Consider the following 23,521-nt stretch of genomic DNA (forward strand, 5'->3'; position numbering starts at 1 on the left):
AATATTATTACAAAAAAACAGGTGCTTACTAGAACCTTGATATATAAGGGTTTTACTCTATTAAAATATCTAACTTTATTATTTTGAAGATAGAAGATTCATATCTACAACGGTTCCTAAATTTTTTTTACTATTAAAAGTGAGTGATCCATGGTTGTTCTTCATGATTTTAAAGCACACGGTGAGGCCGAGTCCTGTACCTTTATCCTTGGTTGTATAAAAAGGCTCACCTAATCGAGCAATCTTGTCTTTTGAAAGCCCTAATCCGTTGTCGATGATACGAATTCTTATGGAAGAGGAATCCTGTTCGAGTTTTATTCTTATTTTCCCGCCGTATGGAAGTGCCTCAATCGAATTCTTTACTAGGTTGATTAATACTTGCTTTAATTGCTTCTTTTCAATAGATTGGCAGGTTATCTCTTTATAAGGAATAACTTCGATAGTTACTTGATTCATAATGGCTGTGGGATCAAGCAGAATCACGACTTCTTCTACAATTTTATCTAACTGATAGGGAAGGATAACTCCTTCTGAGGCTTGGGGTCTAGCCATAAATAAGAGTTCGCTGACGACTTCATTGATTCGATCGATCTCATCAGCAATAATGGATAGGTAGTATTTTTCCCGCCCCTTATTCGTATCCTCGAGAAGCGTAATAAATCCTTTAATAGAGGTTAAAGGGTTTCTGATTTCATGAGCGATACCGGCAGCCATCTCTCCTAATACCCGCAGATTTTCAGATTTAATTAATACGGTTTCTTCCAGTTTATTTTGGGTAACATCAACGCCAATCGCTAACGTGTGGCCCTCGCTGTTATAAGGAACAGGCAGAAAGGTCCAATCAATATAAATAGGATTGGTGCCGTTGTCCACATATTCCATGGTATCAGTCTGTTTGTTTTTTTCGTGTAGGATAACTTGGTTGATGAAAGGATGCTTACCTATCCCCATCAAATCATCACTGCTTTTCTCTAAAGCTTTGGAGAGCGCATCATTCACAATCACCAAGGAACCTTCACTATCTCTAACAAACATGTAATTTGGATTGAGATTAAGGATGAGATCCAAGAAGTTTCGCTGCTCATTTAATTGTTTATTTCCATCCTGGATTAATTGGTGCTGCAAGTTAAAGTACGCAACGAATAAACTTATACCAGCAAATAGAGAGTTGAAGTTGGAGACAAATAAAGGCAAAATCAGAATACCAGAAACTATGCCGCCAATGAAAATAAAGAATACAGCGAATACGAGCGATTGAAAGATACGTCGAATAAAAATGTTCTTAATTTTAAAACAGACATGTAATAATACCACGGTATTAATTAACGTTAAGATCACATTAATCGTATACATAATATGAAATGAACCATATTCCGGTATAAGGTGCAAAGGTTCTAACCTGTCGTTATAAAAGTAGGTTAACTGTTGGATACCATACGGAGTCCAATTAATCATATAGACGACAATGGAATAACTTAAAAGAAGATAAAAACTATATCTATGTAAAACGACTTTATAAAGGCGGTTGAACCGAAACCTTTTTTCTATGACATGGTTATATAGATAAGATGAAAAATAGTGCATCATTGGCATTATCATAATCGAACCAAACCGAAGTAAACGAAAAATCGTCTCAATCGTAGATTCGTTTAGAAGGTTTCCAGCATATAAAAAGGCGACATCGCCCTGCCAAAGAAATAATAAAAATAGAAAATAAGCGACTGATCGGGTCAGGCTATTATTATCTTTAAAAAATATGATCAAACCGCAGATTAAAGGTATGGTGGCGATGGCGAATATTAAGACAAATTCCATAGGTAGCACCTTTCTGTTGTCAGGTTAATAACCTTTCGTATTTAACAATATTTACATTTTTGGCTGACTTAATCAATAATTCTTAGAGAAATGCGTATATTTCTAACCAATATGCCGGGGTTTAACATAAGTGAAACCGAGGTATCTTCTTAATAGGTAAAATGCCGGAAATCTTTGGAGGATATAGATGACAAAAGCGATGATAATCTGTAATCCGTCTGCTGGTAAGGAAAAAGCAAGAGAGCTCCTGCCAACGGCGATTTCTAATCTGAAAGAAGTCTACGATGAAGTGTATGTACGGGAAACAAAACAAGAAGGGGATGCTGTTGTTTTTGCTCAAGATGCATGTGTCGAACAATATGATGCTGTTATTTCTATGGGGGGAGATGGAACGGTCAGTGAAACCATTAACGGATTGGCTGAACAGCGTCATCGTCCGGCGTTTGGGCTAATACCGCTTGGGACTGTCAATGATTTTGCCAGAGCGCTGTCTATTCCTCTTGATCCTGAAGAAGCAGCGTGTGTGGTATCCTCACAACGTACGAAGGCAGCTGATATTGGGAAAATAAACAACCAGTTTTTTATGAATGTTTTAGCTGTGGGGGCAGTTGCCGAAGCAACTTATAATGTGAGCGTCAAACAAAAAACTCTTCTCGGCCCACTGGCTTATTTAATTGAAGGAGGCAAGGCACTTGTTAAGAAGACGCCTTTCAAGCTAACGGTAGAGCATGATTCGGGGAAATGGCAGGGAGAATCCTATCTAATGGTGGCAGCTTTAACAAATTCAGTAGGCGGATTCAATACTGTAGCTCCAGATGCACGGATCAATGATGGAAAGATACATGTGCTTATTATCAAGGATCTCTCACTCCCTAATATAATGAAAATTGTTCCGAGTCTGCTATGGGGCGAACTAAAAAAGCATGACCAAGTAGAATATTTTCAGACTTCCTTCTTAGACGTTAGTTCTGATGAAGAACTTGCTGTAAATATCGATGGTGATGAAGGGGTACCACTCCCTTTTAGAGCCCAAATTCTTAACCAGCATCTAAATGTTATTGTTCCAAAGTAAAATTCATGCATGAGCATAAGTGGAGTTTACAGAAAAACCCCTGCTATTTCTCTTCGAAATTTGGTATAATAAATGACTGTAAGAGAACAGGATCACCGTCCCTATACTATATCTTGCAAATATAACTTGATAGGTGGTAACAAGAATGTCTGAAAGTAAGCCGTACAGAGTGTTGCTGTACTATATGTATGTACCGATTGAAAATCCTGAGGTGTTTGCCAAAAAGCACCTTGAGTACTGTAAGGAAGTTGGACTAAAAGGCCGTATCCTTGTAGCAGCTGAAGGGATTAATGGAACTGTTTCAGGTACCGTAGAACAAACGGATATGTACATGGAAATGATGAATGAAGATCCAAGATTTAGTGAAATGGTATTCAAAATAGATGAGGCTGAGCATCATGCATTTAAGAAAATGCATGTTCGTCCACGTAATGAGCTTGTTACCCTTCGTTTAGAAGATGATATTAATCCGAACGAACTAACTGGCCGTTATTTAAGCCCGAAAGAATTTTATGAAAAAATGCAAGAGGAAGACACGGTCATTCTAGATGCTAGAAATGATTATGAATATGAAGTAGGACATTTCCGTAATTCCATTAAGCCGGATATTAAATCCTTCCGTGAGCTTCCCGAGTGGGTTCGTGAAAATAAGGAAATGCTTGAAGGAAAGAAAATCCTCACTTATTGTACAGGCGGTATTCGTTGTGAGAAGTTTTCAGGCTGGCTTGTTAAAGAGGGATTTGAAGATGTAGCACAGCTGCATGGCGGGATTGCTACCTACGGTAAAGATTCTGAAGTTCAAGGTGAGCTTTGGGATGGACAGCTTTACGTGTTTGATGAGCGGATTACCGTTCCGGTTAATCGCAAAGAGCATGTGATTGTTGCCCGTGATTATTTCACAGGTGAACCTTGTGAACGCTATGTAAATTGTGCCAATCCAGAATGTAATAAGCAAATTATTGCGACAGAAGAAAGTGAACATAAGTACTTACGTGGTTGTACACATGAGTGTCGAGTAACCCCGCGTAACTTATATGTCAAAGAACAAAATCTGTCTGAAGCAGAAGTAGCAGAAAGACTAAAAGGTATTGAAGAAACCGTTACTGCTGAATAAATAATTAACACATCTTGAGCACCTGCTCAAGATGTTTTTTATCTGATTTTTGGCAGTTGAAGGAAACGGGAGAGGAGAACCCATTAAATATCAATACATACTTCCTCTTATGAATCACCCTCACAGTAGAAATGTAATGGGAATGAAGATATTATGGTACCCTAACAGATAACTTTGTAAAATATATCGGAGGATCTTACGTGTATGGAAATGTTTCTTATTGTCCTTGTTTTGTTATTACTAATTGGAATTTCTAATATGATTAATCACTTTATCCCTTTTATTCCAGTACCTTTAATTCAAATAGCCCTTGGAGCGATTTTGGCTTTACTACCATTAGGTTTTCATGTGCCTATGGAAACAGAGCTTTTTCTCGTCCTATTTATTGCTCCTTTATTATTCCACGATGGGAAAAATGTTCCGAGAAGTGCTCTTTGGAAATTACGTAAGCCGATTTTATTGCTTGCATTAGGTCTAGTATTCGTAACCGTCTTTGTTATTGGTTATTTAATACATTGGTTAATTCCCTCAATTCCACTGCCTGCTGCATTTGCACTCGCGGCGATTCTCTCACCAACGGATGTGGTGGCGGTGAGTGCTATTTCCAGTCGATCTAAATTACCTTCAGGAATCAAACACCTCCTTGAAGGGGAAGGGCTGATGAATGATGCTTCAGGACTTGTTGCTTTTAAGTTTGCAGTAGCGGCAACTGTAACGGGTGTATTCAGTTTAGGCCAAGCAACGGTCAGCTTTGTCCTTATTGCAGTAGGCGGCATGATTGCTGGTATTATTCTCTCTTATATAATCATTAGACTGCGCATATTGATTAGGCGTTGGGGGATGGAAGATGTCACGATCCATATGCTTATCCAACTATTAACGCCATTTATCATCTTTTTGATTGCTGAACACTTTGGTGTTTCTGGGATCTTAGCCGTTGTGGCTGGTGGGATCGTACATGCAATAGAAAGAGACCGAGAAGAATCACCGACAATGAAGCTGAAAATTGTGTCGACAAGTACTTGGTCCGTTATCCTCTATATTTTAAATGGTCTGGTCTTTGTTTTGTTGGGTTTACAATTACCAAGTGTGTCCAAAACGATTTTCTCAAATCCAGAATTCAATAATTTCCAAGTTATTTGGTATATTGTCATTATTACGGCTGCACTTCTTGCTCTTCGATATATCTGGCTCAATTTATCATGGTGGCTGGGATGGAAAATGAGAAAAATCGAATTGTTTAAGCTTAAACAAAGGACAGCTCTCATTACAACTGTGTCAGGGGTAAGAGGAGCAGTCACGTTAGCAGGTGCATTTTCTATCCCTTATGTTTTGAATGATGGCAGTCCTTTTCCAGAACGATCATTATTTATTTTTATTGCTGCGGGGGTCATCTTACTGACACTAATTGTAGCGAGTATTTGCTTACCAATTCTATCTAAATCTGAGGAGCCATCGATAAAAGAAGATAAAGATGAGCTTGAAAGAAAAGCCATCATTCATGTAAAGGAATCTGCTATTCAGAGCATTGAGGCGGAGATGAATGAGGAAAACAGGGCTGCTTCACTAGCTGTGATCACTAAATATACGCAGTTAATTGAACGACTTAAGTTGCCGGAACGTCCAGAGGACACAGCTAATAATCAATATATGGAAGAAAAAATTCGTTTCAAAGCATTAGTAGCGGAAAAACGCTGTATTAATGAACTAATTAAAGAAGAAAAGGTAGACCGAGAAACCGCCTATATCGGCCAACAGCTTATCCACCGGATGGAAGTAGCTGTTACCAATAAAATGAAGTACCGATTAATGACATCTGTTGTCTTTATGAAACGAACATCATTTAAGATGCTTAAATCTATTTCACCGGAGAATGAAAAAAAGGTCAAGCTTTCAATACAAACCGTTGTGGCCGTACGTAATTTAAAGATACAAACAGCAAAGGCAGCCATTGTTGCGATTAAAGCTGATATGACTCCAGCAAATAGAGGTCCATCCTTACTTGTGATTAGAGAATATCGCAGATTAATTTCGAAGCTGAACCGTGAAAACATGTTAAAAAGTTCAAATGATAAATTGCTAAAGCTTGAAAAAGAACTGCATTATAAGGCCTTTCAAGCGGAACGAGATGAGGTACAAGCTATGTATGAGCAGGGTAAACTTACAAGGGAACTTGCTCAAAAAATTCGGCAGCAAATTAACCTCCGAGAAGCATTTCTAATTGAAGAAAAGACGTACGAGTCTTAAAAAAACGTGCTAGGGGACCAGTCCTTTAGCACGTTTTTTTCATTATTCTTTAGTTGGCAGACCACGCAGATTACTCTGAAGCATATTGTCTAAGTATTTATTAATTTCTTCATGGTTCCCAGCAACTTTTTCTTCTCGGATTTTGTCACTTTTTTGCTTTTTAAGCGCTTTGTTCAGGATCACTTCACTTAGTGCTTGTGGGATGACCACTACGCCATCGGCATCCCCGACTATAATGTCTCCAGGGCATACTGCGGTTCCACCGCAGGAAATGGGAATATTGACTTCCCCAACTCCTGCTTTCCCGCCAGCTGCCACTGTGGTTCCTTTACAGAATACCGGGAAATCAAGTGCCTTAACCGGTATTACATCACGAATCGCTCCATCCACTACAAGAGCCGCAATTCCCTTGGTTTGCATCATGCCAATCACAAAATCACCGGCTATTGCTCGGTAAGTATCCTTTTGGCATCAATTATTAATACATCACCATGTTGAGCTTTCCGGATTCCTTCTAATACAGAGAGATTATCACCCACAGGCATTTTTATCGTAACTGCTCTGCCTGCAAAGCGATAGGTAGTCTTTAAGGGTTTAATCGCTGAATCTACATTATTTATTCCTTCCATTGCATCAGAAAGGCAGGTGGTTGACAAATCCTTAAATAAATCGATCATTTCCACTTTCGCTCCTTTTTTATTCAGCAAGTTGAGAGTAGGCTCGTAAAAATCTGACACTAAAGGTAGTACCTTTGTTCGGTTCACTTTTAACGGTGATGGATCCTGAGTGGTTTTGAATTATTTTGTAGCTGACCATGAGCCCAAGTCCATTTCCACTAGCTTTTGTTGTGAAAAAAGGTTCTCCTATTCTTTGGAGCTGTTCTGATGAAAGGCCAATGCCATTGTCGATAATAGAAATAATCACCTCTTCCATTGTCGTTTCCATGGTCACGGTTACATTTCCGCCGTTTGGTAAAGCTTCAATGGCATTTTTAATGAGATTTAAAAAGACTTGTTTAAGCTGATGTTTCTCTCCAGAAATGGTGACATGTTCTTTCGGCAAGTGTTGAGTAATCGTAACATTTTTTAGAAGAGCCTCAGGTTTGAGAAAACTGATTAAATCTTGCAGCACTATACTTAGATTACATTCGCTGAAGAGGACATCATGCGGTTTAGCAAACACCATAAATTCATTAACAATAAAATTGATCCGTTCAATTTCACCCAATATGGTTTCAGTGAAATAATCTTCTTGTTTCGATTCTCCCATCAATTGGACAAAACCTTTTATTGTGGTTAGGGGATTGCGAATTTCATGAGCGATGCCTGCAGCCAGCTCACCAACCATTGAAAGCTTTTCCGTTTTTTGCAGCATTTCTTCCGCCCGTTTTTTTTCGGTAATATCATATTGGATGGAAATGAACTGATACGGTGTACTTGTGTGGTCTAGCAGCGGAACGATGGTCGTATCTACCCAATAGTGACTGCCATCTTTGGCCTGTTTTAATACTTCACCCTTCCAAACGTGTCCTTTTAGAAGTGTTTTATCTATTTGCTCGAAAAAAAATGGAGGATGGTATGCGGAATCTAATATTGAGTGAGGCTGACCAAGCAATTCTTCCTTTGAATACTGAGAGGCATTGCAAAATTTATCATTTACATATGTAAATTGGTGGTGTAAATCACAAATTGAAAATATAGTCGCCTCGTTTAATGCATTTTTTAATTCAGTCAGCTCTTTAAGCGTAATTCTTAAATCTTCATTTGATTCATCAAGAGCAAACTTTGTAGATGAAAGTTTATCGTTATAATGATTAATAAATGTGTTAGAAATACTTAGACAAATTGGGTCAATAATTTTCATCGTTTGGAAGACAGTGTCCATCTGAATGAATCCTTGTTTTAATTCTTCCTCTAGAAAATCAGAAATAATGGTCCTTGATAGATAAACGAAGCGCATTACTTGATCAAGAGTAGACAATCGGCTAATAGCTTTCTGGGCATAAATATCAGCAAAGCTGAGTAAGGTTTTCTTGGTGTCTTCATCACATGAAGCTAGATAGCTGCCAAGGAGGTAAAACGTTCTTGTCTGCATCGAATGAATGCTCTCTGAGCGTGTATAATTGAGGCTGTAGACATGGTCTTCTTTAGAAAACGCAACTGTTTTCAGCGCTAGTTCTGTACTTTTCTCTTGTATTTTTTTTCCGATGTACTCTAATTGATCGTTCATGCCGGAGCTCCTTTCTCGCTTATAGGATGATATACCTTAGGATTAGACATGTAGAGAGAAAAACCTCTTTTTTGAGGTAAAATTTACCTAAAAAGTTCGCTATGTTGAATTTGTCTGTTTTGTTAACAAGTGGACGACACGCGCGGATTCGGACTACGCTCAATTCATTAAGGTGAATCATTATGGTACAATTTATATATTGTGTAATAGAGTAGCAGCAAATAAATGAGGTGGCATGAGTGAAAACAGTTGTTGTCATTGGCGGAGGTATTACTGGGTTATCAGCCATGTATTACTTAGATAAAGCCGTAAAAGAAAAAGGTCTTGATTTAAAATTAATATTAATAGAAGCTGACGAACAGTTAGGTGGAAAAATTAAAACCATCAAAAACGGTGAATTTATTATGGAAGCAGGAGCAGATTCAATTGTGGCGCGTAAACAAAATGTTGCTCCTTTTCTATCAGAATTAAATTTAGAAAAAGAAGTCGTTTATAACGCTACAGGCACGTCGTTTATCCATGCAGATGGTGTGTTAAAAAAAATTCCCGCCGATGCTGTATTTGGGATACCATCTAGTCTAGAATCACTTGCGAAGAGTGAACTAGTATCTGCTGAAGCAAAGGTAGAGGCGCTAAAAGATTTCTATCTAGTCAATGAATCTTTCACGAAGGACGATTCAATCGGCGAGTTCCTCGAAGCTTTTCTTGGCAAGGAACTAGTTGAAAAACAAATTGCTCCGGTTCTTTCAGGTGTTTATTCTGGTAAACTGCACGACTTAACGATTGCATCGACGCTTCCTTATCTCCTTGATTATAAGGATAAATACGGGAGTATTATCAAAGGCATCGAAGAGAATAGAAAGCAAACTCAAGGATCTGGAGATAAGAAGTTCTTATCTTTTAAGAACGGCCTGGCAACGATCATCCAACAGCTAGAAGAAAACCTAGAGTTTGCAGAAGTATGGAAGAATACAAAAGCAGAAAAAATTAGTAAAGAAGACGGCCGGTACCGAATTTCTTTAAATGGTAAGGAAGACATTGAAACCGATTATCTTATTCTTAGCACACCCCATACAACGGCGCATAAATTGCTGCAAGATGAAGAACTCTCTAAAGAGTTTGGACAGCTGAAAGCAAGCTCGCTTATTAGCATCTATATGGGTTTTACGATTCCTGATTCTTTACTTCCAGCGGATGGTACGGGGTATATTACCTCTGAAGAAAGTGAGCTCACCTGTAATGCCTGTACATGGACAAGCCGGAAATGGTCTCATACCTCTGAAAACAATAGGTTGTTAGTCAGACTTTTTTATAAAAGTTCCAATCCTGCCTATGAGGAATTAAAGGACCTAAGTGAGCAGGAATTAGTGAAGGTTGCGCTTTCAGATATTGAACGGAGTCTTGGGATTACATCAGAGCCTGTTTCGAGCCAAGTAACTAAGTGGCATGATAATATGCCAAATTATTCGCTAAAACATCATCAGTTTGTCGAGAAACTTGAACAAAGGTTGGATCAAGCATTTCCGGGGATCTTACTTGCAGGCTGTTCGTATTACGGGGTAGGTATTCCTGATTGTATTGCCAATGGGAAGAAGACAGCAGAAATAATTATTGATCAATTAAGATAAACAAAGGCCGCATTACTCATTGAGCAATGCGGCCTTTAGTCGGCAGATTCTTATTTTAAAGCTTCAAGAACGTTATCAATGGTCACATCACTAGCAATTTTTCCGTTAATCGTCCAGTTGCTTGGATCTTCCATATCATAAACTTGGTTATTTTTTACGGCAGGAAGGCCTTTCCACACTGAGCTGTCCTTTAATGCTTGAAGTCCATCTTCACCTGGAAGACTAGCTAGGAAGATATGGTCAGCATCAAGTTCAGCCAGTGCTTCTAAAGCGATTGGATTCCAGCTTGCTCCAGCAGCAGGAAGGTCTTGGATCATCTTCGGCTGAGTAATACCAAGATCATCATAAAGCACATTACCAGCGTAGCGGTTATTTTCTAATAAATAGTATTGTTTAGCAATGACCCAAATAACAGCAGCAGATTCATCACCGATAGACGTTTTAAGTTCACTTGCTGCTTGCTCAGCTTTTTTATCATAATCTGCAAGGGCTTCTTTAGCTTTATCTTCTTTATCAACGATTTGTCCCATTATTTGCAGCTGCTTGCGCCAGTCTGCAGCATCTTCATCTTTAAACACATAAGTAGGGGCGATCTTTTTATATTCTTCATATTTTCCTTCTTCAATTGCGGAAGGGGAGCTAAAGATTATTAACTCAGGGTCAGCATTCATGGTTTGTTCAAGCGGCATATTCCATTCGATGGTTGGGACATCCTTCAAAAATGGCTGTAAATAGTCATGTACAGATGTTCCGATTGCCCATTGTGCGGCAGGCGTTACATCTAATGCAACTAATGAATCCTCAAGATTGGAAGCAAGAATACGCTTTGGATCTGCAGGAATCTTTACCTCACCCATTGCATCAGTCAGTGTAATTTCTTTTTTTGGTTCACTTTCAGATTTCTTTTCTGATTGTTCGTTGTCCTTACCACAAGCTGTTAAAAGTAATAATAGACACAGAAACGCGCCCATTAGAGCTTTATATGAATGCTTTTTAGTCAAAATAATTCCTCCTTATTAGTAACCTTTACCTAAATGATAATCATTATCAATTAATATGTCAATAGGACTAGCTAAATTTTCCTAATAAAGGATCTGATCTTTAGTTCATTGCAACATCTGGCAGTTCCTTTTATACTAGTTTTATTGATAATCGTTCTCATTTTTTTGAACGAATGGCAGGAAGGTTGAAGAACTTTGAAAATTACAGGCAAAACAAATGTAAGACCGAGTAGTAAAACAAACAGAACTATGTGGATATTATTACTTGGCATGATTGGTTTAATCGCAGCAATGGCTTTATCCCTAAGGCTTGGTACTAAAACTTTTCAAATTGAAACCATCATTCAAGCCATTTTTACTTATAATCCAGAAATAACAGCTCATCAAATTGTGAGGGATATTCGCTTTCCACGAGCGCTAGGGGCAGCTCTGATTGGTGCATTTCTTGCTTTATCAGGGGCAATTATGCAAGCTTTAACTCGAAACCCGCTGGCAGAGCCGTCTTTACTAGGCGTGTCACATGGTGCCGCGTTTGCTCTAGTCCTCACGCTCGTTTTTTTTCCAAAGCTTTCACTAGCAGGGACTACAGCTGCTGCAATGGCTGGAGCGGGATTAACTGTGCTGTTTATTTTCTCGCTGACCGCCCGTGCAAAGGGTGGGATTACTCCTGTTAAACTAGCTTTAGCCGGAATAGCAATTGGTATGTTTCTTAGTTCGCTTACATCAAGCCTAGGACTCTATTTTAATGTAGCCAAGGATATGAGTTTCTGGTATGCAGGCGGGCTTGCCTATATCACCTGGAGTTCATTGAAGATACTAAGTGCAGCCGGAGTGGTTGGCGTAGTCATTGTCACCTTACTTGCAAGGTCGCTTACTTTGCTTGGACTCGGAGTAGATGTTACGAAAGGACTCGGAATTAATCTCCATATTGTAAGGATTCTTGGCGTTCTAGCCGTGCTGTTGTTGACGGGCAGTTCAGTTGCTGTTTCTGGAGCGATTGGTTTTATTGGGCTAGTTATTCCACATATCAGCCGGATGCTGGTTGGCTCGGACTATCGACTGCTCCTTCCTGTATCTGCTTTACTCGGTAGTGTACTTCTTGTTACAGCGGATGTTGGTGCTCGATTAATTAATCCTCCCTATGAAACGACGGTAGGCATCGTAACTGCGGCAATTGGTGTCCCATTTTTCTTATACTTAGTAAGAAACGAAGGGAGTCGATCATCATGAAGCGGGTGCCTAAACATATTATTTGGAAGATGTCGCTGCTAGTCGTACTTCTCATACTAGCGGTACTCGCAAGTTTAAACTTTGGCATTATTTCTATCTCACCTGGAGAAGTCTTACAAACGTTTCTAGGAAATGGCACGCCTAAACAAAAACTGGTCTTATTTGATCTTCGTATGCCTACAGTGATCTTAGCCATACTCGTTGGTGCGTTTATGGCGGTCTCTGGAACCATTTTGCAGGGCATTACCCGTAATGAGTTAGCAGACCCTGGAATTCTTGGGATTAACTCAGGAGCTGGTCTTGCTGTCGTCTTATATATAACTTTTTTTAAAACATCAACCGGTAGTTTATCCATGGCTCATACGTTTATTTTACCGCTGTGCGCATTCTTAGGTGCTCTGTTGACCGCAGGGCTGATCGTGGCAATCGCGTGGAAGGGCGGCTTTAAATCGATTCGCTTAGTTTTAGTAGGAGTCGGGATAAATGCAGGTTTAAGCGCCATATTGGTGGCACTGCAATTAAGACTAGATCCGCTTGATTTCACGAAAGCAATGGTTTGGATATCAGGCGATTTATGGGCGAACCAATGGACATATGTTTATGCTTTATTGCCTTGGTTTTTACTTCTTATTCCTTATGCTCTTTACAAGGCCCATACCCTAAACGTTTTAAATTTGGGAACTCAGGTAGCCAATGGACTTGGCATTCGGACAAACAGGGAACGTCTCTATTTACTTATCCTTGCCGTTGCCCTTGCAGGTCTTGGCGTCTCAGCAGGCGGAGGGATTGCTTTCTTAGGGTTAATTGCTCCTCATATTGCACGAAGACTTACGGGTCCAAAGCATCTAACACTGATTCCAGCAGCTGTATTGATCGGCGCGGTTATTTTACTGACAGCCGAGACCGTTGGCAGAAATGTATTAGCACCTGTCGAGATTCCAGCGGGGATTGTTGTTTCTATTATCAGCACACCCTATTTTATCTATCTATTATTGAAAACAAAATAAGATTGGAGAGTCATCATGACAAACTTATTTGCCGAGGAGTTAACGATTGCATATGATAATGAAGTAATCGTCGATCGTTTGAATCTCAGGTTTTCACCCGGAGAGATTACTGCGATTATCGGTCCGAATGGCTGTGGGAAATCTACTATTTTAAAAACGATGGCCCGGCTGCAGCCAAGCCAATCCGGGGCAGTTTATTTAGACGGAAAACTGATTCATAAAACGCCTTCCAAAGAAATAGCGAAGAAAATGGCTATTTTGCCACAATCTCCTGATGCTCCAGAAGGACTGTCAATATATGAGTTGATTTCTTATGGCCGTACCCCTTATCAGTCAGGGTTTTCACGGTTAACGACGCATGATTGTGAAATGATTGAGTGGGCACTTAGGGTAACAGGATTGAGTTCGATTCAGCACCAGCCAGTAGATACGCTGTCAGGGGGCCAGCGTCAAAGGGCTTGGATTGCAATGGCTATCGCTCAAGAAACGAATTTGCTGATGCTTGATGAACCGACAACCTATTTAGATCCTGCTCACCAGCTTGAGGTTCTGACGTTATTAGAAAAGTTGAATAAAGAAGAGGGACGAACAATCGTTATGGTTATTCACGATTTGAATCACGCTGCACGGTTTGCACACCATCTGGTTGCTCTGAAACAAGGGAAAGTCATCAAAGAGGGAACAGCTGAACAAGTGATGAATGCAGAGGTACTTAAAGAAGTCTTTACTATTGATACAGAGATTATAACGGATCCGCGTACAGGAAAACCCGCAATGATTTCTTATGATTTAATTAAATAAACGTGAGGCGGAAGCCTGATGGGACAGGCTTAATGATATTTAATCAATCGATTGATTAAGAAAAAATGGGTCAGTACTATTTACTTGGAATATTCGGCTTACTAGGGGTTAAAGACGGTCATAAATGGCTCTATATCAAGCCTATATGGATTTTAATCAATCGATTGATTAAGAGAAGTGGGGGGGTCTCATGGTAACGACGATTTATTTAGTTAGACATGCCCATTCTGTATACAGCCTAGATGAAGTGAATCGGCCTTTGTCAGAAGAAGGGTTTAAGGATGCTAGTCAGGTCAGTTATGCGATGAACAAGGAGCAGATTGATATAGTTGTATCGAGTCCCTATAAACGTGCGATTCAAACCGTAGAGGGAATTGCAAGCCATATCAGGAAAGAGGTTGTGCTGCAGCCTGCTTTTCGGGAAAGAAAGCTTTCAGAAGAACCGTTGGAGAATTTTGAAGATGCTCTTAGAAAGGTTTGGTCTGACGAGGAATTTTTTTGGGGTGGTGGTGAGTCAAATCTTACCGCAAGGCAGAGGGGTATACTAGGAATTCACCACGTACTTGAACAGTATAAGGGAAAAAGGATTGTAATTGGTACTCACGGGAATATCATGATCCTAATCATGAGTGCCTACGATCCGCGTTATGATTTTCATTTTTGGAGAAAGCTTGACATGCCGGATATATATCAGTTGACCTTTGAGGAAAAGGATTTGATTGGAATTAAAAGAATTTGGACACCAAGCTAAAATAACACCCCTCGCATAATGCGAGGGGTGTTTGGGTTAGATAAATTTAGCTACTTCGTTCAATGGCAGGCGGGAAGATTGGAAAGAGGGTCCTGCTGACTTGCCAATCGCAATCAATACAATCGGAACATAACGTTCTTCTACATTGAATTTTTCACTAAATTGCTGCTTATTAAACCCGCCCATAGTCACGGTATCATAGCCCCTTGAGCGGGCAATAAGCATCAGCTGCATGGAGATAAGACCTGCATCAAAAGAAGCAATACTCTCTAAAGCTGTTTTAGGAGCAAGGGGGTATGAGTTCAACGTATTTTGAACAATACGATCGCGTGTTCCTTCATCCATGAAACCAGCTTCAACATTCATGCTATAGATTTTATCAACATTTTTGAACATTTCTGTATCACCCAGCACGGCAATAACAGCAGAAGATGTTTCAACGGCTTCTTGGTTATTGGCTATCGGTCGTAACTCTTTTTTAACTTCCTGATCAGAAATAACAAGGAAGCGCCAAGGCTGAAGATTACTTGAGGATGGGGCAAGAATGGCTTCATTCAAGATCTCTTCCAATTCTTCTTTTGACATTTTATATGATGGATCATATTTTCTAACAGAGTGACGTTCTTTAATAATGGTGGATAAAGTTTGATCTGTGGGCATAGTCATTATATTTCCTCCTCGTACGCTTACTTTAAGTAAGCGGATTTATAGAATACTCCTTATGTACTCGTTTGGTCAAGAAAAAAGATTGGTGCGTGTTATAAGGCTTCGTTAGGCACGATTTTAGGGGCTGGGTAAGGAATATGGTAAATTAGGAAGAGAAAACCGAGAATGAGTTAGGTCGTGCAGCTAAGTCACGAAGGAGGCAAAGAATATGCAGGAGTTGCTTCATGAAGCGGAATTATTTATTCGTACGAGTTATATAGAAATGAATAAAACAGAAACTGAAATAAAACGGCGTCTGAATGACGTTCGCCTTTCAATAGAAAAAACGGGTGAGTACAAACATACTTTTGAGGAATTGAAATATGGTGCGAGAATGGCTTGGCGTAACAGTAATCGTTGTATTGGCAGATTATTTTGGGAGTCTTTACATGTTTTTGATCAAAGGGACTTAATGACCATTGAAGAGGTAAAGGAAGCTCTTTTTACTCATATTCGTTTTGCAACGAATCAGGGGAGAATTAAACCAGTGATATCCATCTTCAATGAAAAACAGGTAAGGATTTGGAATCATCAGTTGATTCGTTATGCGGGTTATGAAACGGAAGAAGGTACGATTGGTGATCCGGATTCGATCCATTTTACAAAAACATGTGAAAAACTTGGCTGGAAAGGAGAAGGCGGTTCATATGATCTGCTTCCCCTTGTCATAGAAATGAACGGCTATCCTCCGGAGTACTTTGACTTACCAAATGAAATGATTATGGAGGTCCCATTGCGTCATCCGGAATTTGACTGGTTTGAAGAACTTCATTTGAAATGGTATGCCGTTCCGATTATTTCGAGTATGGCTCTTGAAATAGGAGGAATCTCTTATGCTGCGGCACCATTTAACGGCTGGTATATGGGAACAGAAATTGGAGCACGTAATCTAGCAGATGAAGACCGCTATAACATGCTACCAGCAGTAGGAAAGAGAATGGGACTTGATATTCAAAGAAATTCGTCGCTATGGAAAGATCGTGCCCTAATTGAATTGAATCAAGCTGTATTATATTCCTATAAAGAGGCAGGCGTTAGTATCGTCGATCATCATACTGCAGCGCAGCAATTTAAGCTGTTCGAGAAACAAGAAGCAGCTGCTGTTAGAGACGTTACAGGAGATTGGACATGGTTAATACCACCGGTCTCACCCGCAGCCACACACATTTTCCATAAATCCTATGATAATAAACGGGTTCAACCCGCATATACCTATCAAAAGCTGCCTTATGAGTAAAGTAAGTAACCCCCTTTTCTGTTGAAAGAAAAGGGGGTTTTGCGTTCGGGTATTTCATAAAAAATAGAAGAAAATCTTTCTTGAAAAAAAATATTGCAGTTTATCATAAAACCTGTATAATTAGCTTGGTTAAAATTAAACTTAAAGTTTACCAATAGTGAACTTTATTGCTCGTAAGTTTACTATACTTAAACTGAATGAAGGTAATAGTATGAATATTGGTCGGAAAATTAAAAACTTACGTTTAAAAAAGGGTCTAACACAAGAAGAACTAGGTGAACGCACCGATTTAAGTAAAGGATATATATCACAAATTGAACGGGACCTCAGTTCACCGTCTATAGAAACCTTCTTTACAATAATAGAAGTTCTTGGCTGTACACCAAAACAGTTTTTCGATGAGGAAGAACGAAAACAAAAAGTGGTGTATGACGAAGCTGAGCAAACCTTTTATCAAGACGAAGAACGCGGATACCAAATTCAGTGGCTCGTTCCGGAATCTAATGAAAAAGAGATGGAACCTATTCGACTGACACTGAAAGAAAAGGGAGAACATAAAACCTTTGAACCTTCACTTTCTGAAACATTTGGGTATGTGTTAACAGGACGAATTCTAGTTCGGCTTGGAAGACATGTTTACCAAGCAAAAGCAGGAGAATCTATCTACTTTCATGCATCAGAAGAGCATCAAATTGTGAACGATCATGATGGTCTTTCGGAATTATTGCTGGTGGTAACAAATTCATACCTTTGAAAGGTATTTGGGAACATTAAATAGTGAGGAAGCGAAGGTTTCACACTGTAAAAGGGAGAGGTCGCAATGTCAGACCAAGTAATTATTCGATTTGAGGGTGTAACAAAACAGTACGATCAAGATTCACCCGTGTTAGATGATGTCAGCTTCGAAATTGAACGCGGCAAGTTCTATACACTGCTTGGGCCATCAGGTTGTGGAAAAACAACTATCCTGCGGTTAATTGCTGGATTCACTGAGGCTACGCAGGGAGAGATCTATTTTAATGGAAATGTGATTAATAACGTGCCTGCGAATAAGCGTCAAGTTAACACAGTTTTTCAGGATTACGCCTTGTTTCCGCACTTAAATGTTTTTGAAAATGTTGCATTTGGACTGCGCATTAAAAAAACGAAAAAAGAAGAAGTAGCCAAAAAAGTTCATGAAGCGCTGGCATTTGTTAACCTTGAGGGATATGAGAATAGAGAGATTCGTGAAATGTCCGGTGGACAGCGTCAGCGTGTTGCTATCGCTCGTGCCATCATTAATGAGCCAGAAGTTATTCTTCTAGATGAACCATTATCGGCGCTTGATTTAAAGCTGCGTACCGAAATGCAGTATGAACTTCGTGAATTGCAACAGCGCCTTGGTATTACCTTTATATTTGTTACTCATGACCAAGAAGAAGCATTAGCCATGTCAGATGAGATTTTTGTTATTAACCGCGGTAAAATTCAGCAAAGCGGAACGCCGACGGATATCTATGATGAGCCAATTAATCGTTTTGTTGCTGATTTTATTGGTGAATCAAACATTGTAAAAGGAAAAATGGTGGCTGACCATCTTGTTGAGTTTGTCGGAAAACAATTTGACTGTGTCGATCAGGGGCTTAATCCAAATGAACCGGTGGAAATTGTTATTCGTCCAGAAGATCTTGAAATCTCTACACGTGAACGCGGTAAACTGCAAGTTAGAGTTGATTCCCAGTTGTTCCGGGGGGTTCATTATGAGATCAGCAGTTATGATAAAGATGGAAATGAGTGGCTTGTTCATTCAACTAAAAAGGCAACTGTAGGTGACGAAATCGGATTATACTTTGATTCAGAAGCGATTCACGTTATGCGTTTTGGCGAAACTGAAGAAGAATTCGATAAACGACTTGAAGCTTATGGAGATGGTGTCGGGCATGAAGAATAAACTGTCACACAATCTCTATGCCATCCCTTATGCTCTCTGGATTTTAATTTTCGTGGTTGCACCTATTGTGCTCGTGCTTTATTATTCGTTTTTTGACATTGAGGGTAATTTATCACTTACAAACTATATAAACTTCTTCACACCCGTTTATTTGAAAATGACATTAAGCTCCTTTTGGTATGCGTTTTTAATTACAGCCTTTACATTATTAATTTCGTATCCAACAGCTTTCTTGTTAACTAAAACAAAACACAAGCAGTTATGGCTGCTTTTAATCATTGTTCCTTCTTGGATAAACCTTCTGCTAAAAGCCTATGCTTTTCTTGGCATTTTCGGTACATATGGTACAGCGAACAGCTTACTTGAGGTACTTGGGATTGGCTCAAAGCAAATTTTATTCACTGATTTTAGTTTTATTTTTGTTTCGGTCTATATCTTTATTCCGTTTATGATTTTACCAATCTTTAATGCATTGGATGAAATGAGTCCAACTTTACTAGACGCAGCCAACGATCTTGGAGCTTCTGCTTGGACAACTTTCCGTAGAGTTATTTTCCCTTTAACATTAGATGGTGTTCGTTCAGGCTGTCAGGTTGTCTTTATCCCAGCGTTGTCTTTGTTCATGCTGACAAGATTAATATCAGGTAATCGGGTCATTACGCTGGGAACAGCCATTGAACAACAGTTCCTTGTTACGCAAGACTGGGGAATGGGCTCAACCATTGCTGTTTTCTTAATTATTATTATGTTTGTGTTTGTTGCCCTAACTGGCAGCAGAAAGCGGGGTATGTAAGTTGAAAAAGAAATTAACTCCGTTGTCGACATTCTTCCTTGTACTTGTGTTTCTCATCTTGTACGCACCGATTTTCTTTTTAGTATTTTACTCGTTTAACAGCGGCGGTACGATGTACAGTTTTGAGAGCTTTACGCTTGACTGGTATCGAGAGCTGTTCTCTGATACACGCTTATTGATTATTGTTTTGAATACCGTAGTGGTTGCTTTGCTATCTGCACTCATTTCTACCATTATTGGAGTGTTAGGGGCCATAGCCATTAAGTCAGTTAAAGGGAGACGGTCCAAAAACACCCTGCTTTCTTTAAACAGTGTGTTAATCGTCAGTCCTGATGTAATCATTGGTGCTTCTTTTTTAATTTTATTCACTATGGCTGGCGTTAAGCTAGGTTTCTACTCAGTTTTACTTTCGCATATTGCTTTTAGTGTGCCGATTGTAGTTCTGATGGTACTGCCGAAACTTATGGAAATGAGCCCAAGTTTGCTAGATGCAGCTTATGATTTGGGGGCAAGTCGCTGGAATGTACTGACAAAAGTTATCCTTCCGTATATTACTCCAGGTATTTTCGCTGGATTTTTTATGGCATTAACCTATTCGTTAGATGATTTTGCCGTGACGTTCTTTGTTACGGGTAATGGCTTTTCAACATTGTCTGTAGAAATTTATTCGTTAGCTCGTCGTGGAGTTTCCTTGAATATTAATGCTTTATCTACTTTAATCTTTATTGCTACGATCTTTCTGGTTATTGGCTATTACTTTATTACAAAACAATATAGTAAAAGCGGAATGGGGGGCAAAAAATGAAGAAGCTTCTCCAAGCGTTCGTACCTATTCTAATCGTATCTATTGTGCTTTTATTTGTCATTTCAAGCTTAAATTCGTCTCAGGGCTATTCAAGCAAGAACAAGTTGACCATTTATAATTGGGGAGATTATATTGACGCCGATTTAATTGAGCAATTTGAAAAGGAAGCAGGCATTACAGTAGTCTATGAAACCTTTGATTCAAACGAAGCGATGATGACCAAAATTGAACAAGGAGGAACCGCTTATGATGTAGCTGTTCCATCTGAATATATGATTGATAAAATGATTCAAGAAGATCTGCTTCTTCCGCTTGACCACGAAAAATTGTCAAATCTAAATAATATTGACGATCGATTTATGGACCTTCCGTTTGATCCAAAAAATAAGTATTCAATTCCTTATTTTTGGGGAACCGTCGGGATTGTTTATAATTCGAAAATGCTTGGTGATATCGAGATTAACAGCTGGTCTGACTTATGGGATCCACGTTTGAAAAATGAAATCCTGCTAGTTGACGGTGCAAGGGAAGTAATGGGAATGGGGCTTAATAGCTTAGGCTATTCATTGAATGATTTGAATCAAGATCATTTGAATGAAGCGAAGAAAAAACTCGACACATTAATGCCCAATGTAAAAGCAATTGTGGGTGATGAAAGCAGAATGCTGCTTGAAAATGAAGAAGCATCAATCGGGCTAGTGTGGTCCGGGGTAGCTTCCGAAATCATGGCAGAAAACGAAGATCTCGAATTTGTCGTCCCAAAAGAGGGATCAAATTTATGGTTTGACAATATGGTCATTCCGAAAACAGCCAAAAATGTCGAAGCAGCTCATCAATTTATTAACTTTATGCTGGATGCAGAAGTTGCCGCTCAAAATACAGAATACGTCAGCTATGCAACACCTAATAAAGAGGCACTGAACTACTTGCCAAAAGAAATTGTGAACGATGAGCGCTTTTATCCTGCGCCAGAGCTAACTGAAAGACTCGAGGTTTATGAGAACTTAGGTAAAAAAAATCTTGCTTACTATAATGAATTATTTTTACGCTTTAAAATGCATACGAAATAAGAAGAACGCCGTCCTTAATTTGGACGGCGTTCAGTTTGTCGACAAAAGGGGGCTGGAATGGTTTCATTCTAAACTCATTTGGATTTTTTGAGCGGGAACAAGCTGGTCTAGTGTTAACATTTCAAGTTGGTTTTCGAAAATACTCCTTATTACCTCAAAAAAATAGGTCTTGACCTTTAAATTTAGAAAGTCTGTTGATTGAAATGTAAGGCGTGAAGACTCCTGCGGGAACAGCGGGACAGGTGAGACCCCGCAGGAGCGTAAGTATTGATGCGGCTCACCGCCCGCCCGCGGAAAGCGAAGCGACTGGAATGGAAATCAACATCTCGATTTTAAATCTCACCTGAGTATGTCTACAGTCTGAACGCCGTCCTTAATTTGGACGGCGTTTTTTTTGTGAACTTACTTCATGGTTCTTTCACTGCCTGTTCATAGTTTATTCATAATTAGGGAGTAAGATTAGGTTAATTGAAAAGAGGGACGTGAATAAATTAATGAAGAACAGTTGGAAACAGCCCAGTACGTATTTTTGGATTGCAGGTATTCTTGTAGTAGGAGCGCTTATCTTTTTGTTAATCACATATACGAGCAGTGCAAAAGGAAAGGCAGTAGCTACAATAGATGGGGAAGAAATTTCGAAAGACGAGTTATATGAGAACTTAGTTAATCAATATGGTGCAACTGCATTAAGTACCATGATTTCCGATAAAATCGTTGATATGGAAGCAAAGAAGGAAGATATTAAGATAACGGATAAGGAAATCGATAAAGAAATGAAAACGTTGATTGAATCTTATGGTGATGAAGAGACCTTTGAACAGCAATTAGCGGCAACAGGTGCGACTAAGAGTACCCTTGAAAAAGACATAGTGAAATATCTGCAGACAGTCAAAATACTTGAACCGCGTATTGAAATTACAGATGAAGAAATAAATACCTACTTTGAAGAAAATAAGGACTCCTTTGCTCAAGAAGAACAAGTAAAAGCTTCCCATATTCTTGTAGAGAGTAAAGTGGAAGCTAAAGATATAGCTAAGAAGTTAGCGGCTGGGGAAAAGTTTGCTGACCTTGCTAAGGAATACTCCACAGATACCGCCAGTGTAGAGAATGGTGGGGAACTCGGCTTTTTCGGTAAAGGAGAAATGGCTGAGGAATTTGAAAAGGTTGCTTTTTCTCTTGATAAAGGAAAAATCAGTGATCCAGTCAAAACGAGTTATGGCTATCATATAATCAAAGTAACAGATAAAAAAGCAGCTAAAAAGGCTAATCTTAAGGATAGCAAAACGGAAATTACTGCGACATTAAAAAATGAAAAACTACAGACTGAATATACAACTTGGCTGACAGAGAAGCAAAAGGATTATGATATTTATAATAGTCTTGAAAGTGAAACAGAATAAGAAAAACGGTTTAATTTGGTGTAAACCAAGTTAAACCGTTTTTTTTGTTACTGCCTACTTTATTTTAGTGGGATAAAGTTCCACGTGAAACAATTCTGTTCTTTTGTCAGAGGATCTGGAAGAATGAACAGACAAAATTGAAGAGAAAGGTACCTTTCTCTTCAATCCGTGGAGGTTAATTACTTTTCAACTATTATAATTTTGAAGAAGAGGGTTCATAGGTGCTTGTGTTAGCGTCATTTGTTTGTGCAGTTTCAGTTAGTTGTGAACCAGCTTCAGCTACTTTACTAGTAAGGCCTTTGAGTTCTCCGGTTACTTCTTTTGCGCTGGATAGGGCTTCTGTAGAAATTTCTTTTACTTCGTTTACTTTACCAAAAATATTCTCGTTGACTGTAGCATATAAATCTTGAGCATCACTAATTGCTTCTTTCAAGGTTTCTGAAGCTGCTTTAAAGCGATCAACCATTTGGTCTTTAAGTTCAGTTGGGTTTTCTTTGACTTGTGTGAACATATCGACTGATGAATCTTTCAAATCCACTGCTGTTTCAGTGACTTTTCTACGAGTCGTTGAATCAAGAAGCATCAAAGCTCCGCCAACTATACCTCCGATAATAATCCCTTTTATTAACTTGCTGCTGCTTTCATTATCTGTAGTCATTTGTTTTGACATAATCATTCCTCCTCAA

General features: G+C 39.2%; 20 protein-coding genes and 1 pseudogene. 15 read left to right on the plus strand and 6 right to left on the minus strand.

Annotated features, from left to right (window positions below; genetic code table 11):
• Positions 1–78 precede the first annotated feature (78 nt).
• Positions 79–1,815: an ATP-binding protein gene (locus MHI18_RS12370; protein ID WP_340847809.1), complete on the minus strand. Its 1,737-nt coding sequence runs from the start codon at positions 1,813–1,815 to the stop codon at positions 79–81.
• Positions 1,816–2,002: 187 nt separating this feature from the next.
• Between MHI18_RS12370 and MHI18_RS12375 the strand changes: the two genes are divergently transcribed.
• The 3 genes from MHI18_RS12375 to MHI18_RS12385 all read left to right on the plus strand — a co-directional run bounded on the left by MHI18_RS12375 (position 2,003) and on the right by MHI18_RS12385 (position 6,248).
• A complete protein-coding gene (locus MHI18_RS12375; protein WP_340847811.1) occupies positions 2,003–2,887 on the plus strand; it encodes a diacylglycerol/lipid kinase family protein in 885 nt (294 codons plus the stop codon).
• Between the two features lie 145 nt (positions 2,888–3,032).
• Positions 3,033–4,001 (plus strand): oxygen-dependent tRNA uridine(34) hydroxylase TrhO, encoded by a 969-nt coding sequence (gene trhO / locus MHI18_RS12380; protein ID WP_340847813.1) that lies wholly within the window; start codon positions 3,033–3,035, stop codon positions 3,999–4,001.
• 204 nt (positions 4,002–4,205) lie between these two features.
• Entirely contained in the window at positions 4,206–6,248 is a 2,043-nt protein-coding gene (locus tag MHI18_RS12385) for a Na+/H+ antiporter (protein WP_340847815.1), read from the plus strand.
• 42 nt (positions 6,249–6,290) lie between these two features.
• On the opposite strand, the pseudogene MHI18_RS12390 reads toward MHI18_RS12385, so the two are convergent.
• Together MHI18_RS12390 and MHI18_RS12395 are read right to left on the minus strand one after the other, a co-directional pair.
• A pseudogene (locus MHI18_RS12390) lies at positions 6,291–6,925 on the minus strand (RraA family protein).
• A 19-nt stretch (positions 6,926–6,944) separates the two neighbouring features.
• Positions 6,945–8,477, minus strand: coding sequence for an ATP-binding protein (locus MHI18_RS12395; protein ID WP_340847817.1), 1,533 nt, complete (start codon positions 8,475–8,477; stop codon positions 6,945–6,947).
• Positions 8,478–8,716: 239 nt separating this feature from the next.
• On the opposite strand from MHI18_RS12395, the gene MHI18_RS12400 reads away from it, so the two are divergent.
• Positions 8,717–10,105 (plus strand): protoporphyrinogen oxidase, encoded by a 1,389-nt coding sequence (locus tag MHI18_RS12400; protein ID WP_340847818.1) that lies wholly within the window; start codon positions 8,717–8,719, stop codon positions 10,103–10,105.
• Positions 10,106–10,155: 50 nt separating this feature from the next.
• Here the strand turns inward: MHI18_RS12400 and MHI18_RS12405 are convergent, their stop codons facing one another.
• Entirely contained in the window at positions 10,156–11,106 is a 951-nt protein-coding gene (locus MHI18_RS12405) for an ABC transporter substrate-binding protein (protein WP_340847819.1), read from the minus strand.
• 249 nt (positions 11,107–11,355) lie between these two features.
• On the opposite strand from MHI18_RS12405, the gene MHI18_RS12410 reads away from it, so the two are divergent.
• From MHI18_RS12410 to MHI18_RS12425, 4 genes are all read left to right on the plus strand, one after another.
• Positions 11,356–12,336: a FecCD family ABC transporter permease gene (locus tag MHI18_RS12410; protein ID WP_340847820.1), complete on the plus strand. Its 981-nt coding sequence runs from the start codon at positions 11,356–11,358 to the stop codon at positions 12,334–12,336.
• Positions 12,333–13,343 carry a FecCD family ABC transporter permease gene (locus tag MHI18_RS12415; RefSeq protein WP_340847821.1) on the plus strand — a complete coding sequence of 337 codons (1,011 nt, stop codon included), beginning with the start codon at positions 12,333–12,335 and terminating at the stop codon, positions 13,341–13,343. Before MHI18_RS12410 ends, MHI18_RS12415 begins: the two co-directional genes overlap by 4 nt.
• Before the next feature lie 15 nt (positions 13,344–13,358).
• A complete protein-coding gene (locus tag MHI18_RS12420) occupies positions 13,359–14,144 on the plus strand; it encodes an ABC transporter ATP-binding protein (RefSeq protein ID WP_340847822.1) in 786 nt (261 codons plus the stop codon).
• 190 nt (positions 14,145–14,334) lie between these two features.
• Positions 14,335–14,895 (plus strand): histidine phosphatase family protein, encoded by a 561-nt coding sequence (locus tag MHI18_RS12425; protein ID WP_340847823.1) that lies wholly within the window; start codon positions 14,335–14,337, stop codon positions 14,893–14,895.
• A gap of 36 nt (positions 14,896–14,931) precedes the next feature.
• Here the strand turns inward: MHI18_RS12425 and MHI18_RS12430 are convergent, their stop codons facing one another.
• Positions 14,932–15,561, minus strand: coding sequence for a nitroreductase family protein (locus tag MHI18_RS12430; RefSeq protein ID WP_340847824.1), 630 nt, complete (start codon positions 15,559–15,561; stop codon positions 14,932–14,934).
• A gap of 208 nt (positions 15,562–15,769) precedes the next feature.
• Between MHI18_RS12430 and MHI18_RS12435 the strand changes: the two genes are divergently transcribed.
• The 7 genes from MHI18_RS12435 (at position 15,770) to MHI18_RS12465 (ending at position 22,835) form a co-directional block, all read left to right on the plus strand.
• A complete protein-coding gene (locus MHI18_RS12435; RefSeq protein ID WP_340847825.1) occupies positions 15,770–16,837 on the plus strand; it encodes a nitric oxide synthase oxygenase in 1,068 nt (355 codons plus the stop codon).
• Positions 16,838–17,048: 211 nt separating this feature from the next.
• Positions 17,049–17,591, plus strand: coding sequence for a helix-turn-helix domain-containing protein (locus MHI18_RS12440; RefSeq protein ID WP_340847826.1), 543 nt, complete (start codon positions 17,049–17,051; stop codon positions 17,589–17,591).
• Positions 17,592–17,657: 66 nt separating this feature from the next.
• On the plus strand, positions 17,658–18,767 hold the full coding sequence (locus MHI18_RS12445) for an ABC transporter ATP-binding protein (RefSeq protein WP_340847827.1): 1,110 nt from the start codon (positions 17,658–17,660) through the stop codon (positions 18,765–18,767).
• The gene (locus MHI18_RS12450) at positions 18,757–19,560 is read left to right on the plus strand and encodes an ABC transporter permease (RefSeq protein WP_340850279.1); all 804 of its coding nucleotides are present in this window, start codon (positions 18,757–18,759) and stop codon (positions 19,558–19,560) included. Before MHI18_RS12445 ends, MHI18_RS12450 begins: the two co-directional genes overlap by 11 nt.
• 1 nt (position 19,561) lies before the next feature.
• Complete coding sequence (locus MHI18_RS12455; protein WP_340847828.1) at positions 19,562–20,365, plus strand: ABC transporter permease; 804 nt, start codon at positions 19,562–19,564, stop codon at positions 20,363–20,365.
• Entirely contained in the window at positions 20,362–21,435 is a 1,074-nt protein-coding gene (locus tag MHI18_RS12460) for an ABC transporter substrate-binding protein (RefSeq protein WP_340847829.1), read from the plus strand. The genes MHI18_RS12455 and MHI18_RS12460 overlap by 4 nt, the downstream gene beginning before the upstream one ends.
• Before the next feature lie 494 nt (positions 21,436–21,929).
• Positions 21,930–22,835 carry a foldase protein PrsA gene (locus MHI18_RS12465; protein WP_340847831.1) on the plus strand — a complete coding sequence of 302 codons (906 nt, stop codon included), beginning with the start codon at positions 21,930–21,932 and terminating at the stop codon, positions 22,833–22,835.
• Positions 22,836–23,028: 193 nt separating this feature from the next.
• Here the strand turns inward: MHI18_RS12465 and MHI18_RS12470 are convergent, their stop codons facing one another.
• The gene (locus MHI18_RS12470) at positions 23,029–23,505 is read right to left on the minus strand and encodes a YtxH domain-containing protein (protein ID WP_340847832.1); all 477 of its coding nucleotides are present in this window, start codon (positions 23,503–23,505) and stop codon (positions 23,029–23,031) included.
• Positions 23,506–23,521: the final 16 nt, after the last annotated feature.

It is taken from the genome of Peribacillus sp. FSL H8-0477, from assembly GCF_038002765.1.
Taxonomy (GTDB): domain Bacteria; phylum Bacillota; class Bacilli; order Bacillales; family DSM-1321; genus Peribacillus.